Annotated in this window: 13 protein-coding genes and 1 tRNA gene; 6 read left to right on the forward strand and 8 right to left on the reverse strand. The window is 43.5% G+C overall.

Annotated elements, in window-relative coordinates; translation table 11 throughout:
- Positions 1 to 151: 151 nt before the first annotated feature.
- A tRNA-Glu gene (locus NSP_RS02765) sits at positions 152 to 224 on the reverse strand.
- A gap of 515 nt (positions 225 to 739) precedes the next feature.
- Here NSP_RS02765 and NSP_RS02770 point away from each other — a divergent pair.
- A complete protein-coding gene (locus NSP_RS02770; protein ID WP_006195716.1) occupies positions 740 to 2,659 on the forward strand; it encodes a cation:proton antiporter in 1,920 nt (639 codons plus the stop codon).
- On the opposite strand, the gene NSP_RS02775 is transcribed toward NSP_RS02770, so the two are convergent.
- Positions 2,649 to 3,257: a cytochrome b N-terminal domain-containing protein gene (locus tag NSP_RS02775; protein WP_006195717.1), complete on the reverse strand. Its 609-nt coding sequence runs from the start codon at positions 3,255 to 3,257 to the stop codon at positions 2,649 to 2,651. The genes NSP_RS02770 and NSP_RS02775 overlap by 11 nt on opposite strands.
- Before the next feature lie 99 nt (positions 3,258 to 3,356).
- The gene (locus NSP_RS02780) at positions 3,357 to 4,049 is read right to left on the reverse strand and encodes an esterase/lipase family protein (protein WP_107805820.1); all 693 of its coding nucleotides are present in this window, start codon (positions 4,047 to 4,049) and stop codon (positions 3,357 to 3,359) included.
- Positions 4,050 to 4,614: 565 nt separating this feature from the next.
- Here NSP_RS02780 and NSP_RS02785 point away from each other — a divergent pair.
- Complete coding sequence (locus NSP_RS02785; protein ID WP_006195719.1) at positions 4,615 to 6,027, forward strand: hypothetical protein; 1,413 nt, start codon at positions 4,615 to 4,617, stop codon at positions 6,025 to 6,027.
- Between the two features lie 133 nt (positions 6,028 to 6,160).
- Here the strand turns inward: NSP_RS02785 and NSP_RS02790 are convergent, their stop codons facing one another.
- The 4 genes from NSP_RS02790 to NSP_RS02805 form a co-directional block, all read right to left on the reverse strand.
- A complete protein-coding gene (locus NSP_RS02790) occupies positions 6,161 to 7,555 on the reverse strand; it encodes a TldD/PmbA family protein (RefSeq protein WP_006195720.1) in 1,395 nt (464 codons plus the stop codon).
- An 87-nt stretch (positions 7,556 to 7,642) separates the two neighbouring features.
- Positions 7,643 to 8,059 carry an adenine nucleotide alpha hydrolase family protein gene (locus tag NSP_RS02795; RefSeq protein ID WP_006195721.1) on the reverse strand — a complete coding sequence of 139 codons (417 nt, stop codon included), beginning with the start codon at positions 8,057 to 8,059 and terminating at the stop codon, positions 7,643 to 7,645.
- On the reverse strand, positions 8,056 to 8,898 hold the full coding sequence (locus NSP_RS02800) for an FAD-binding domain-containing protein (RefSeq protein WP_006195722.1): 843 nt from the start codon (positions 8,896 to 8,898) through the stop codon (positions 8,056 to 8,058). The genes NSP_RS02795 and NSP_RS02800 overlap by 4 nt, the downstream gene beginning before the upstream one ends.
- A 123-nt stretch (positions 8,899 to 9,021) precedes the next feature.
- Positions 9,022 to 10,359, reverse strand: a complete 1,338-nt coding sequence (locus NSP_RS02805; protein WP_006195723.1) for an aromatic ring-hydroxylating dioxygenase subunit alpha — start codon at positions 10,357 to 10,359, stop codon at positions 9,022 to 9,024.
- Positions 10,360 to 10,366: 7 nt separating this feature from the next.
- Here NSP_RS02805 and NSP_RS02810 point away from each other — a divergent pair, with 7 nt between their 5' ends.
- From NSP_RS02810 to NSP_RS02825, 4 genes are all read left to right on the forward strand, one after another.
- The gene (locus NSP_RS02810) at positions 10,367 to 10,588 is read left to right on the forward strand and encodes a hypothetical protein (RefSeq protein WP_231859525.1); all 222 of its coding nucleotides are present in this window, start codon (positions 10,367 to 10,369) and stop codon (positions 10,586 to 10,588) included.
- A 41-nt stretch (positions 10,589 to 10,629) separates the two neighbouring features.
- Positions 10,630 to 11,109, forward strand: a complete 480-nt coding sequence (bcp, locus tag NSP_RS02815; RefSeq protein WP_006195725.1) for a thioredoxin-dependent thiol peroxidase — start codon at positions 10,630 to 10,632, stop codon at positions 11,107 to 11,109.
- A 164-nt stretch (positions 11,110 to 11,273) separates the two neighbouring features.
- Positions 11,274 to 11,900 (forward strand): hypothetical protein, encoded by a 627-nt coding sequence (locus NSP_RS02820; RefSeq protein WP_006195726.1) that lies wholly within the window; start codon positions 11,274 to 11,276, stop codon positions 11,898 to 11,900.
- A 3-nt stretch (positions 11,901 to 11,903) separates the two neighbouring features.
- A complete protein-coding gene (locus NSP_RS02825; protein ID WP_006195727.1) occupies positions 11,904 to 13,070 on the forward strand; it encodes a cysteine desulfurase family protein in 1,167 nt (388 codons plus the stop codon).
- 141 nt (positions 13,071 to 13,211) lie between these two features.
- Here NSP_RS02825 and NSP_RS02830 read toward each other — a convergent pair whose 3' ends face one another.
- A complete protein-coding gene (locus NSP_RS02830) occupies positions 13,212 to 14,243 on the reverse strand; it encodes a cyanophycinase (protein ID WP_173403251.1) in 1,032 nt (343 codons plus the stop codon).
- Positions 14,244 to 14,363: the final 120 nt, after the last annotated feature.

The raw sequence follows: 14,363 nt of genomic DNA on the forward strand, positions 1-14,363 counted from the left end.
GATTGTTGCTCTTCTACACCCCACACCCCACACCCTTTTTTCTGTAATCTGAAATCATCCAAAATAATAAGCCTTTTCTTCGGGACGAATCACCGAGGAAAAGGCTTATCTGAAAAACAAAAAGATATTATTTGATTTTATGTTCTGGAAATACCCCCAGGGGAATTCGAATCCCCGTCGCCTCCGTGAAAGGGAGGTGTCCTAGGCCTCTAGACGATGGGGGCGTAAGACTCAGACTTTATATAGAGTAACTAATTTTCTAGTGGATGTCAACAGTTTTTCCAAAAAAAATTTTCCAGACTAAAATAGGCGGCAATACATAGCTTATAGTTGAATTTGTGCATCAGGAACACAAGGCAGTAGCATCAGCAGCGACTAATGTAGCGGTTGAATTTTTCCTGGTGTTTGATACTAAACAAAGGACTCTTAGGGATTTCCAGAAAATAAATTGCCCCATTTCATCAGACCATCTTTGTTCTTTATCCCCCCTGCTCCGGTGCTCCCTGCTCCCCTGCCTACCTCAGCAATGGAATATTTTTTTAATTGGAAGTCCCTTAATTTCCGCCCTAGCACCATCAGATGTTTCTCCAAATTATGACCAATGGAGTAATATACAGGACTAAGTATGAAAAAACTCTGGATTTCCCTGGGGACAGAGGATGTGATGTTGTACTCTGTAGAGGTGATATTTACTATTCTTTACAAAAGATTTTGAAATATATAGCTCAAAATCTACAACATGGAAGCATCTTTTGAAATAACCCTACAGATGGTGAGCGTAGTTGTTGCAGGCATTACCGCCCAGGTGCTGGCTGCATACTTTCGCTTACCTAGTATTGTCTTGTTATTGCTACTAGGCATTCTCCTTGGCTCCGATGGGCTGGGCGTGCTGCATCCTCATGTCCTCGGAACTGGACTAGAAGTGATTGTGGCCCTAGCAACGGCAATAATTTTATTTGAAGGCGGACTCAACCTGGATGTACAGGAGTTGGGCAGAGTTTCAGTTAGCCTACAATTGCTAGTCACCCTGGGAACACTGATCACCTTAATTGGTGGTAGTATGGCAGCCCACTGGCTGGGCGAATTCCCTTGGAATATAGCTTTTCTCTACGGCTCCATCATTGTAGTCACAGGGCCAACTGTCATCAGCCCCCTGCTTAAACAAATCAATGTAGATCGTCAAGTAGCAACGATCTTAGAAGGAGAAGGAGTTTTAATCGACCCAGTAGGAGCTATTCTGGCCTTCGTTGTCCTAGACACGATTATGAACGGCGATGCTGACCCCATCAATGCCATTATCGGTTTAGTGATGCGTCTGGGAATTGGGGCGGCAATTGGTGGCGCTGGCGGCTACTTGATGAGCTTAATTTTCAAGCGCGCAAATTTTCTCTCGCCAGAGTTAAAAAACTTGGTGGTACTGGCGATTCTTTGGGGTCTGTTTACTGTGGCGCAGATGATTCGTAGTGAATCGGGAGTCATGACTACAGTTATTGCTGGGGCGGTATTTGCTAACTCCTCAGTCCCAGAAGAGCGTTCATTGCGAAGCTTTAAAGGTCAGCTAACAATTCTCAGCGTCTCGGTGCTATTCATTCTCCTAGCGGCTGACCTTTCCATTGCGAGTGTGTTTGCCTTGGGTTGGGGCAGTGTCTTTACTGTTTTGGTACTGATGTTCGTGGTTCGTCCGATCAACATTCTCTGCTGTACTTGGAACAGTAACCTGAATTGGCGGCAGAAACTCTTTTTAAGCTGGGTAGCTCCCAGGGGAATTGTCTCGGCTTCGGTGGCTTCTTTATTTGCCATTTCGTTGACACAGCGCGGTATTAACGGTGGTGATGCCATCAAAGCTCTCGTATTCTTGACAATTATCATGACGGTGGTTTGTCAAGGGTTAACGGCGGGAACCATTGCTAAATGGCTACGAATCACCTCCAAGGATGCCACTGGGGCAGTGATTGTGGGTTGTAATCCCTTGAGTTTGTTGATTGCCCGTTTCTTTCAAGAACGGGGAGAAGCAGTGGTGATGATTGATACAGACCCGGAACGTTGTGCAAAAGCAGCAGAACAAGATGTGCGGGTGATTTCTAGCAGCGCCCTGGATGTTTCGGTTTTGGAAGAAGCTGGACTGGCTTCTATGGGAACTTTCTTGGCGATGACGAATAACGGTGAGGTGAATTTTGTTTTGGCTCAACGGGCGGCTGAAGAATTTAGTCCGCCGCGTGTGTTGGCAGTTTTTCCCCGGAAACCCCAACCTAATTCCAGCCCTAGTCACAAAGTTAGCCAAGCTTTCGCGACTGAGTTAGTGATTAAGACTTGGAATGAATATTTAAATGATGGCAGAGTGAAGCTGGGGACAACTACACTCAATGATTCCGAATTTACTAAACAACAAGAACGCATCCAAGAAAAAATTAAGACTGGAGATTTGATTCCGTTGTTGGTAGAACGAGAAGACCGTTTACAGGTGATGCCAGCTAGTCAAGAATGGTTAGTAGGCGATCGCATTATCTATCTCTTGCATGACCCTAGACCTAACTTATTAAAGCGTTTATCCGGTGGTAGCCAATCAACTCGCCTGTCTCTAGAAACTTTACCAGAGGTGGAAGAACTACCATTGGAGAAATTATCTCAACTTTTTAGCGGTGATGCTCCTAAGAAGTAAATGCTCTGACCTTGTACATTTGCTGTTCTTGCCAAATGAGGGCAGATAAATGTACGAAAGCCAAAATAATAGCAGCAAGCGTGAGAATATAGCTGTGGATAGTATTAAGGTGTGCAACAGTGACTGTGCTAATGGCTCCACCTCCTGTGAGGATGTCTCGTAGTTGCCCACCGATAAAAGGAATGGCTTCGATGGTTCCTAGCTCAATGCTAAAACGCCAGTAGCCTTCTTGAGTCCAGTCTAAAAGCATTGCCGTCCAATCTAGACCAATCACGCTTAAAGTTAAGAAAATCCCACTAATCCAAGCAGTCAGCCAACTTTTGCGAAATTGCCTCCCTAAAAACATCACCACAATTTGCACTAACGCGACCACGATGACTGCATTCCCAGCTAAATCATGCGCTCTGCGGAATAACCACCCGTAGGGGATTTCTGTATTAATCGTTTTCAAAGATGCATACGCACCGCCTGCTGTGGGTTCGTAGTAAAAAGAAAGCAAAATTCCCGTGGTGATGTAAATCAAGCACAGGCTGAGAATCGCCACGGCTAAAATCGTCGCCAGTCGCCGGAAAATTCTATCGAACTGGGTACTGTTCATGGTGTCCCCTTGCTGTTCTTAGCTAAATATGTATTTCTATTACAATTTTAGTTAAGAAAAATGAAATTATTTTGCATTTATTAAAAAAAGTAAATTTTCCTAAAGTAAATACTGCACCCAAGATTTTAAAGGTTCTGGGGAGCCATACCAAATTCCAGGGCTTCTGGGAGAATGTTGGACACCGGGAATTACCAGATTTTCCGCGCCTTCTAGATGAGCCGCCGCAATGGGGGTGATACCATCTCCCCAGGTGTTACCTTGACCACAGGTTTGTTGATAACTGTTGTAAGCTAACCAGCCACCGGGTCTTCTTTGACCAAAGATAGTTTTCCCGGCTACACAAATGTAACGAACACTTTTATAAAAAGCGCCGGGGTAGTTCTGAGTCACAAAATCCAAATTTCGCCGTGTCCAACGTTCTTGGCTAATGTGGGGTGTACCGAGGGTGATCAAACTAGCAACTAAAGAATGAGCTTTCCAGCAGCAGGATGTCACCTGACCGGGTGCTAAATAAGGCTGGTCTCCCAGATAAATGCGGGAAACCCAACCTCCGGCGGAGTGACCAATTAAATTTACTTGAGCCGCGTTATGTTTGTGCAACATCTGTTGTACTGTGCGGTCGAGTTGCTGCACAATGGGTGTGACAGGTCTGCCAATGGTAGGTAACCAGTCACGCCGCCGCAGTGGTACTGTGGCCGTGGGTATATCCAACTGCAATAAAGATTGTTCTAATTGACGGTAAGCGATCGCGCTTTCTAAATATCCAGGCACAATAATTGTGGGTAATGGCATTTTTGGGGAATGTGGGTGAGAGAGAGTATTTTGTGAACACAGGCAAATTGGCATTTGTGGACTACCATTTTTCCCAATTGAAACTCCAGGTAAATAGCCAATTTGGCTACAGTGAGAAATGGGACTAATGTGGTAAAATTGAGCCAAACTATAATTTGTTTTAAAAGTACGCTTGATATTTGTTGGCAGAACGTAATTTATGCCAAACACGCCCAAATATTCGGCTAATCAAACAAGCAACTCCAACAAATATAGTTATACACTTAGACTGATGCGAAGCCTACGGCGCGCGTAGCCATCTCTACCAGTGGCAACTACCCTAGATTCCAGTCTATATCCTGCATCTCCTCATAAAAATTGCCATTCAAAAGTGATCATTTTCCAGTGCTTAGTTAACAAGAGAAACATTTTCTCATGGAAAAATTAACAACTTGAAAAAAGCCTATCCTGGCATTTTGAGTACCAGTATAGGAATTTATGATTTTGAGAAGGACGCATCTCTTGTAATTAAGATAAAATTGCTTTGCTAGTCAACCGCAACCGAGCCGAGTGAACGATAACAGCTATGTCTTACGTCTCCCTGCTAAAAAATATACCGGACATCCTCAGCCAACCAACTGGGATAGCAGCAATAGCCTCTATTGGCATTCACGGTGCTATTGCGTTGATTGTGCCATTGATGCCTGTAGACTCTGAGCCATCTCAAGTCACAGCATCACCAAAATCAGTGGGTATCTTGGAATTAAGCCAAGCTGATCAAAACCGTCTACCAGAAACTCCCAATACATCCCCATCCCAAGTTTCTCTGCAACCGGCACTGCCTCAACAACCACAACTTCTGCCGCCGAATCTGGATACTCAGAGAAGTTTATTACCCCCCTTACCACCGCCTGTGTATAGGCAGTCTGTATTGCCGCCAAACATAACATCTAACTATTCTATTTATCCTAATCGCACTGTTTCCTTGCCCCAAGGGCTGCCTATACCTGCACCTGCCGCGCGTAGGACTGCGATTGCCCCTGCGATTGTCCCTGAGCCTGAAGCGATCGCACCCAGACAGGCAATTCGATTTGATCCCTCTGGATTCAATGCGGCTAATCATAGATTTGCCCCATCCACTCGCAGTTTTAATCAAAGCGAAGTCAGAGTGGCAACTCAAGCACTACCTGTAGACAGATTGCCAAAAGTAACTCCGTCTCAATTACCTAGTGACTTACCAAATACGCCACCCACTACCACCACAACAAATACCACTGCACGAACTCCACGGACTGGTAATGATGCGGCTAAAACTAATGCCAACCAAGAGCTAATAGCGCGCCTCCAACCAACTCCACAAGCTCAAGACAAATTAGTCTTGGCAAATCAAAGTATTCCCAAATGGCAGCCAGGATCTGCCCCCAAAACACCTGAGTTGCCTTTGCAGAGAGTCAATGAGCCACAGGGACTCATCGCCCTAAACTCATACGAAGCCGTGAGAAAAGAAATTCAGCAAGCATACCCCAATTCAGTAGAAAAACCAGTTATCCGGGAAACGATTATTGCCAAGCAGCCGAATGTTGAAGGCACAGTCTTGGGTGTCTTAGTGGTAGACCCTCAAGGCAGGGTTTTAGATATTAAATTCCAAGGGGAATCAGTCTCTACTGACTTGCAGTTAAAGGCAAGAGAATATTTTAATGCCAGGTCTCCTAAAGGAGGTGAGCAAATCAGCAGTTATCCATTTAGCCTCCGTTTCCAAAACAACGGCAACACTCCTGAGACTAATCAAGAGCAGACACCGGCGGCTAGTCTTAGACCATTACCACAACTGCGAATTACAAATGAGCAGTCAGCACCCGCATCGGTGGTTATTCCCCAGCCATCGACTACACCCGAAGCCAATAACAATTCACTGTCTTCTACTTTAGAATCTGGTCAAAAACTCATACAACAGTTACGCCAAGTGCGCGAGGAAAGAAAAGACTCTAGTCCACAGTAGTGGGGAGTGGGAAGAGGCAGAGGGGCAGGGTGCAGGGGGCAGGGGAGAAGAGGAAAGGTTGTTAAGTAACCGGAAGTTTAAAGAAATTTCTAACTTCCCCTTGCGCCCTGCACCCCGCTCCCCAGACTGGTTTTCAACTTTCTCCCCCAACTACCACATCCCGAATCCTGAGACTCGGACCACCACAACCAACAGCTAAACCGTTCTGTCCACTTTTACCGCAGCCACCAGACTCATCCCAATAAAAGTCATCGCCAATGGCTTCAATATCGGCTAGGGTTTGGAAAGCATTCCCCGAAAGTGTGACATCCCTTACAGGTTCGGCTATTTTACCGTTTCTAATCATCCAGGCTTCCCCAGCACTAAAGGTGAACATTTCCCCGTTTGTCATACCACCTAACCAGTTACGGGCATATACACCTGATTTTATATCGCTGAATAAGTCGGTAACTGGTGTTTTACCTCGTTGAATCCAGGTATTTGTCATCCGCACAATGGGGTTAAAGTGATAATTCAGACAACGTGCATTACCAGTAGGGGCTTCTTCTAATTTACCTGCGGTTTCACGAGAATGTAAACGTCCTACTAAAATGCCATCTTTAATTAGTTGGGTAGTAGTACTGGGTGTTCCTTCATCGTCGTAAAAATAGCTACCACGATGACCTTCTGGGGCAGCACCATCAAAAATTTGTAGTTCTTCTGTGCCGAACCGCCGGCCAATGGTCATGACTTCCAATAAGTCTGGGTTTTCGTAAGCCATATCAGCTTCGGAAAGGTGTCCAAAGGCTTCATGAACAAATAAACCCGTGAGAATGGGGTCAATTACTACTGTGTAAGTATTGCCTTTGACTGTTGGTATAGTTAAGGCTGCGATCGCTCTTTGGGCGGCACCTTTAACTTGTTCATCCAAAGCTGTTAAATCTTCGTAAGCTGTGCGAGAACCTGTAGTTTCCTTACCTGTTTGCACAGTTTCGCCGTTTCTGGCGGTGGCGGCAAAACGCATTTCCATATCTACCCAAGATTGCTGAATTAAAGTTCCTTCTGAGGTAGCAATAATTACTTTTTGAGCGCTGTCATTGTAGCGGACTGAGGTGGTGGTGATGCGGGGATCAACGCTTTTTAATATATCAGTATAGCGATCGCACAATTCTTTTTTCTGCCCAACCGGAATTTTGCGGGGATCAGTGCCTGTGAGGGGTAATTGGCATATTGCTTGTACTGGGTCAATGGGTGCTAGTATGGTTTTTTCATCACCTACCATTCTAGCTGCGGCGATCGCCTCTTCAATCCTTTCTTTAATGGTCGCTAGTTGGTTAAAACTACTGAATCCCCAGCCACCTTTATAACACGCTCGAATATGTCCACCAATGGCAATGCCCTCACTCAGGGTTTCTACTTGGTCGCCACGTAATAAAATATCTGTTCCTTCGGATTGTTCGAGGCGGATGACTAGGTAATCTACACGGGGTGAGTAGCGGCTGATGAGGTCGGAAAGGATGTTTTGGGTGTCGGTGAGGGTGGTTGGCATTTGGGGGATTAAGAGGCAGAGGAGCAGGGGAGCAGGGAGCAGGGGGGATTAAGAGGCAGGGGAGCAGGGAGCAGGGAGCAGGGGGAGTTAGGTGAGGAGGTGTTTTTCGGCTATTTTCCAATAGCGGGAGAATCTTTTGAGGTCTATGTAACCTTCGTATTCAAAGAATGGTTCTGTTTCCCAGGTTTCTAGGGGTAAGGTTTTTTCTATTTGGTCGCAAATGTGATTAAATCTGGGACTGGGGCTGGTGGATGTTACTATTAAATCGGCATGGTTTTCTTGGGCAAATTTTAAGATTTCTTGGGCTACTTTACCACGGCGAATGATCACGGGTAGTTCTAATAAGCATTCATAGATAAATGTGATGCGTTTGAGGCTTAGTTGCGATTCTTCAATTAATTCCTCGTCCCATACCCAGATGGCTGGGGCTTTGGGGTATTCTTGTAAGGCGGGGTTGTAGGGACTCAGGGAGTCTCCATGTACCCAAACGATTGGTTTACTCATTTTTTACCTTTTTTGCCTCTTTGCCAACTTTGACTATTGGGTTTTTTGATAAATTCTCCTTGGGGAAATAGTCGTTGTTCTAATTCTTCGTAGCTACCTTCAAAGTCACAATGGCCGTAAAGGGGACATTGGCGACAATAAACTCCTTTGGTATAGCGTTCTAGGTTCTCACGATTGAAAAAATAAGGTTTATGACTAAAAGTGCTGGCTACCCACTGCCATGACATATTATTACTGGCAGGGTCGCCATCTAGCAGGTGTTCTAGAAACCATTTGGCTCCGGCTTGCCAACGAATGCGCCGCCAATGGACAATGTAAGCGGCTAACCACATCCGCATATGGTTGTGTAAATAGCCAGTTGAGCGTAATTCTTGGCTAAAGCTATCAATACAAACCATTCCTGTAGTCCCTGCGGTGATATCGGCTGGTAGTTGGTCAGCGTAATCTTTTGGACTGTACCCAGTTTTATATTCTTCTTGATCTTCCCAGATGCGATCGCCTAATTTAACATATAATCTCTGCCAATAGTCACGCCAGCCTAATTCATTAATCAATTTACTAGCATCATTAGGGTCTTGTACTTTTTCCAGCACATCATCCCGAACTTCCCGCAAGCTTAAAACCCCATAACGAATATAGGGCGAAAGTCTGGTTACAGCGCCAGTTAAAGAATTACGTGTTTTTGCGTAATCCACAGGATTAACTTTTTGCAGTGCTTTCTCAGCCGCTTTACGTCCTCCCACAGTTTCACTAATATAATCATCACGTTCTACCGCATTGGGGAATTGTTCCCGCAGGTAGGCTATTAACTCATCTCGGTTAGTAAAATCACGTCGCATATTTTTTAATTCGTAATTCGTAGTTGGTAACTTCTGATACTATTTATTTATTAATTAGCCCACGTAGGTGGGCTTTGTCTGTATAGCCCCAGAATTCTATTCTGAGGGTAGAATATAGCTTAACTAAACTTTTTCTGGATGGATATAGTCTACAAAGTAAAACTTAGGAATTAGCCGGAATTTCAGCCAAGAGTAAGCAGCCATACTTAAAGCAGCCGTAATTACCAAAGGTAAACCCAGCTTAATTCTGAGTGCATCAGGAAGTAAAGCCACCCCAGCAATAATACTTGTGCTGTATATTAAAAGTCCCACCTGTAAGCGCTGTATAACCTTTAGCGCATTGCGACAACTACTACAATGTTGGGTATGTTGTGAATAACGATCCAGCAACACAGAACGATTATCATTAATTTGCGGACTGGGTGGAACAGTAATTCCCACTTCACTCCACGGTAGCTGACCGAAACAATACTTATCGAACCAATTCCGAAACTCAATTACCAAACGGTCTGCACTTGTTGGTAACTTGTAGATGGTTTTCCAGCTTTCAACTGCTTGTCTTTGTTGTAAAAAATTCTCTTGCTGATGTAAAACAATCATATCTCCATCCAGCACCAGATTACGGGTATTGATATGACTCCACCACCGGGGTGTCAAGCGATGTAGTGTTTTAGCAAAGTTACGGGGAAATTGGGCGACAATTCTTGACTTACCTGGAGACACAGGAATACAGTAAGTCACAAGTCCAACTTTCTTCTCTCCAGAATCACCAAGGTTGATAGCATACTCTAACCGACAAGGAGGTTCAAAAGTAATTGTCGTTTTGAAGCGTCCAGAAGTCATTGCTTCAATTAACTTTGATGTTGATTGCACAACCTCCATCGGAATGGGTGTAGCATATTCTCTCTTACCCTGTACCCCGTGATGAGTAAAAGGTACGTGACTAGGATCTGCCACATTTTCCACTAAAGTTTCCCAATCATATTCCAAATCACGGACATAAGAAGACCAAACATATCCCTTATCAGCATCTACTTGAGGTGACAATGGTAACGGCGTATTTGCTGCTGCTTCTGCTGAATTAGCATCAGGCCAAACCCAAAGTAAATCATTAGCTTGGCGAACTGGTAGTGAAATTACACAGAAAATTTTTTCATTTTTAGTAACAATTTCTGGCTTCTCAGCTTGGGGAATATGAGTACAAATCCCTTGAGAATCAAATTGCCAACCATGATAACTACACATTAAATTACCACTTTTTTCGTCAACACGTCCTTCACTCAAAGGCGCGAGACGGTGGGGACATTGGTCTAAAAATACCTGGTAAGTCTCAGATGACTTAGGTTTCCAGATAACTAAACGAATTCCCAAAAGAGTGACTGGCGTTGGTCGTGTGGGGTCAATATCTTCTACAGGTGACAGAGGATACCACTGTTGGAAAAAGTTAAATTCAGATGACATTTTAATATTGGCGAGGCTTAATTTGGATGAAAGAGTCACGCACCAGCGAAGCGAAGGACGCAGTCCGTTAGGCGCAAAGACGCAAAGTCAAGATATAAATAGTTTGACACGAGATAAAAAAGTGGGCATTGCTGAATTTGAAGATAAAATGCCAAAATTACATCTCTTTAACTCTTCCTCTGGTGCGACTCTGCGCCTGGTGCGTGATAAAAAATTCATGGTCGCCTAATGCAGGTAAAATTTTGATACCATCCCCATCTCACCCCAATCATGAATAACATTCCCCAAACTGGACAACCTGCGCCAAATTTCTCCACACCAGACCAAAATAATCAGCCCGTCAACCTCAGTGATTTTAACGGTCAGTGGGTTGTACTGTACTTTTACCCCAAAGATGACACCCCAGGCTGTACCACCGAAGCCAAGGACTTTACAGACTTGTCTCCAGACTTCAGCGCCTTGGGAGCAAAAATATTAGGTGTGAGTCCAGATACAGAAAAAGCTCATTGTAAATTTATAGACAAACATAATTTATCCATCACCCTGTTAAGTGACCCTGAACATCATCTCATAGAAGCCTATGGTGCTTGGCGCTTGAAAAAATTCATGGGTAAAGAATATATGGGTGTAGCCCGGTCAACATTTCTCATCTCACCTGATGGGATAATTGCTTACACTTGGCCGAATGTCAAAACTAAAGGTCATGCACAAGCAGTATTAAACAAATTACAGGAAATAAATTTAAAATAAATTTTTGTTTGTAGTAAGCGATTTATCGCTCTTTGACAAGGGTTTCCGATACTCACTCAAGCCCTGACTTCAATTTTTTTTCTATCTCCAGTAAGGATAGATTTCAACTCCAACAGCGTTATGATCCAAGTAGAGTTTTAGACTTCTCGCCAGTTGTTATAAACATGGTTCAATTTATTCAAGCGCAAAATGTTGGACTCGCCTATTTAGAAGAAAAATTTGGTCTGCAACAGTCTAAAGATGAGGTATTTTTTCCGGAATGGTGGGAGAATTTACCAGGAATTACAGATTTAGAAAAACAACAGCTAGACAAAATCAAATCTCATTTTCTGCGTTTAGCAAAATATCCGCCTTTATCCGAAGAAACAGTAAAATTAGTTGTTTTATCACCTTTGCTAAATCTGGCTGGTTTTTATGACGAACCTTTTTTTATGAGAAGTGAACAATCAATTGAAATTTCGGCGGAGGATAAAGGAGAAGTTATTCGAGGTAGAATTGATGTTCTGGTAATTCAAGAACAATTCTGGTTATTAGTTATTGAGTCTAAACGCTCTAGTTTTTCTCTTTTAGAAGCTATACCCCAAGCGCTAAGTTATATGTTAGCTAATCCTCATCCAGAAAAACCTGTGTTTGGATGTGTGACTAGTGGAGAAGATTTTCAATTTATCAAATTAATCAAACAAGATAAACCTGAGTATGCTTTATCTGATAAATTTACTTTATCCAGGCGAGAAAATGAATTGTATAAAGTCCTCAGTATTTTAAAAAACCTCAGCCAAATTTTGAGTTAATTTATGTCTATTCGTCCTATATATCTCGATGGTCACGCTACTACGCCTGTAGATGAACGGGTATTAGCAGCAATGATTCCCTATTTTACAGAACACTTTGGAAATCCATCTAGTATTGGTCATGTTTACGGTTGGGAAGCAGAAGCGGCTGTTAAACAAGCACGGGAAATATTAGCCGCAGCTATTAATGCGACACCTGAAGAAATTGTCTTTACAAGTGGTGCAACTGAGGGGAATAATTTAGCTATTAAAGGTGTCGCTGAAGCTTATTTTTCCCAAGGGCAGCATATTATTACTGTAGCGACAGAACATAGTGCAGTGCTTGACCCTTGTACTTATTTGAAATCTCTGGGTTTTGATATTACTGTTCTCCCGGTTCAGCCAGATGGAATTATTGATTTAAATGAGTTAAAAAAAGCCTTTCGTCCGGAAACAATTTTGGTTTCGGTGATGGCTGCAAATAATGAAATTGGTGTATTGCAACCGTTGGCAGAAATTGGGGAAATGTGCCGGGAAAAAAATATAATTTTTCATACAGATGCAGCCCAAGCTATTGGTAAAATTCCCCTAGATGTGCAGACGATGAAAGTTGACTTGATGTCGCTGACTGCACATAAAGTATATGGTCCCAAGGGTATCGGGGCTTTATACGTCCGTAGACGTAACCCCAGAGTCCAAATTGCACCCCAACAGCATGGCGGTGGACATGAACGAGGAATGCGTTCTGGGACTTTGTACACACCCCAAATTGTCGGTTTTGGAAAAGCTGTCGAAATCGCTTTAGCAACACAAGAAACCGAAAATCAACGCCTCATAGAACTCAGACAAAGATTATGGGAACAGCTTTCGCAGTTGTCAGGGGTTCACCTGAATGGACATCCGACGCAGCGACTAGCGGGAAATTTAAATATCAGTGTTGAGGGAGTGGATGGTGCTGCGTTATTGTTAGGTTTGCAGCCAGTTATGGCGGTTTCTTCTGGTTCTGCTTGTTCTTCAACCAGCACAGCACCGTCTCATGTGCTGACAGCTTTGGGAAGGTCGGAAAAATTAGCTTATGCTGCGGTAAGGTTTGGAATTGGGCGGTTTAATACTGCTGAAGAAATAGACACGGTAGCACAGCAGGTAATTTCTACTGTTCAAAGTTTAAAGTCTATTACAGCCAGAGCTTGAATCTAAAAGCGGGCAAGATGCCCGCACCAAAAGAGTGTAGAATAATGTTTTCCAGTTCCCAATTAACAATTATCAATTATCAGGTCAAAATTTCCGACTAAATCGCCGTGATAACTGTTAACTGATAACTGTTAACTGATTTTAATAGGGGTCTGAATCAAAGCGCCCCCGTTTCACGCTTCTGAAATAATAACCTCTGGTCGGTAGATCCTTTAAGTTGAAGGTATCGCCACGGGGAACTCGCCAAATTTTGTAGTCGTAAAATGTTAGGGGAGTTTGGGGTTTGCATTCTTCTGGTGAATGGTCTCCCAATACAAAATATGCTGCACCTCTACCCATGACTTTCGCCATCCCGTATTTATCGACAACAACGGATGTTTCTTCGCTAATGGCTATCCCTAAAACGCTTTTCGATACGCCATCCTGAATTTGACGGGCGATAAAAGCCATAATTCGACCCATTCTTTTGCGTCTGTCAAAATGGGTATCGATGATGGTTCCTCTCAAATGACTCCAGGGGAAAAAGTTATAAGTGAAGGTAATGTCTTGGTAAGGGTCTTCGAGGGCTTCTCTAGTTTCAATACCTTCTTCGGAAGAAGCACAAGCATCGTAGACGTAATCACTTTGAATCATTGCACCGGCACTAGTGCCGCCAATGCCACCGCCTTTGGCATAAACTGATTTAATGGCAGTTTCTAATTTGGTGTTTTTCCAGCTGCGGATATATTCACATTGGTCACCACCAGCAAAGAAAATTACGCCAGCATTTTTAACTTTTTCCAGAATCTCAGGTCTGTTGGCATCTTGGCGATTACTAATAATCAGAGTTTCTACATAGTTGACTCCCTGCATATCATAAATTAACCGATTGTAGTCATCACTACCATAAGTGCGGATGACGACAACATTAACTTTGGTCGAGTAGTTGGTAGCCCCCCTCACTTGATTAATCATCCACTGAATAGCTTCTTCTACATCGGGGCCGCCCCCACCTAAAAGATGCACAGGGCCAGCTAAGGGGCTAGGTAAGGGGGGACGTAAATCTAAAGTTTTCTCTGGTAAGTGGGGTTTCAGGAATGCGGTGAGACGGGATATGATTTCGGCTCCCATCTTCTTCCATAAGGTTCCTACGTTCTTGAACCACTTTGCTATGCTTGGGAATACCTTTCTCATACTATGCTGCTGGTGCAAACCACAATTATTGCTAACTCTCGCACCAGAAAGGGTGAAATTTCCAGCGTATAGGGATTGTACTGTTTTTTAACGCGAATTAATCTAGAGTAATGTTTAATT

Origin of the sequence: Nodularia spumigena CCY9414, from assembly GCF_000340565.2 — a bacterium.
GTDB classification, from domain to species: Bacteria; Cyanobacteriota; Cyanobacteriia; order Cyanobacteriales; family Nostocaceae; genus Nodularia; species Nodularia spumigena.

Coding starts and splice junctions, on each gene's coding strand:
- NSP_RS02770 (WP_006195716.1), top strand. CDS start 740: ATGGAAGCATCTTTTGAAATAACCCTACAGATGGTGAGCGTAGTTGTT.
- NSP_RS02775 (WP_006195717.1), bottom strand. CDS start 3,257: ATGAACAGTACCCAGTTCGATAGAATTTTCCGGCGACTGGCGACGATT.
- NSP_RS02780 (WP_107805820.1), bottom strand. CDS start 4,049: ATGCCATTACCCACAATTATTGTGCCTGGATATTTAGAAAGCGCGATC.
- NSP_RS02785 (WP_006195719.1), top strand. CDS start 4,615: ATGTCTTACGTCTCCCTGCTAAAAAATATACCGGACATCCTCAGCCAA.
- NSP_RS02790 (WP_006195720.1), bottom strand. CDS start 7,555: ATGCCAACCACCCTCACCGACACCCAAAACATCCTTTCCGACCTCATC.
- NSP_RS02795 (WP_006195721.1), bottom strand. CDS start 8,059: ATGAGTAAACCAATCGTTTGGGTACATGGAGACTCCCTGAGTCCCTAC.
- NSP_RS02800 (WP_006195722.1), bottom strand. CDS start 8,898: ATGCGACGTGATTTTACTAACCGAGATGAGTTAATAGCCTACCTGCGG.
- NSP_RS02805 (WP_006195723.1), bottom strand. CDS start 10,359: ATGTCATCTGAATTTAACTTTTTCCAACAGTGGTATCCTCTGTCACCT.
- bcp (WP_006195725.1), top strand. CDS start 10,630: ATGAATAACATTCCCCAAACTGGACAACCTGCGCCAAATTTCTCCACA.
- NSP_RS02820 (WP_006195726.1), top strand. CDS start 11,274: ATGGTTCAATTTATTCAAGCGCAAAATGTTGGACTCGCCTATTTAGAA.
- NSP_RS02825 (WP_006195727.1), top strand. CDS start 11,904: ATGTCTATTCGTCCTATATATCTCGATGGTCACGCTACTACGCCTGTA.
- NSP_RS02830 (WP_173403251.1), bottom strand. CDS start 14,243: ATGAGAAAGGTATTCCCAAGCATAGCAAAGTGGTTCAAGAACGTAGGA.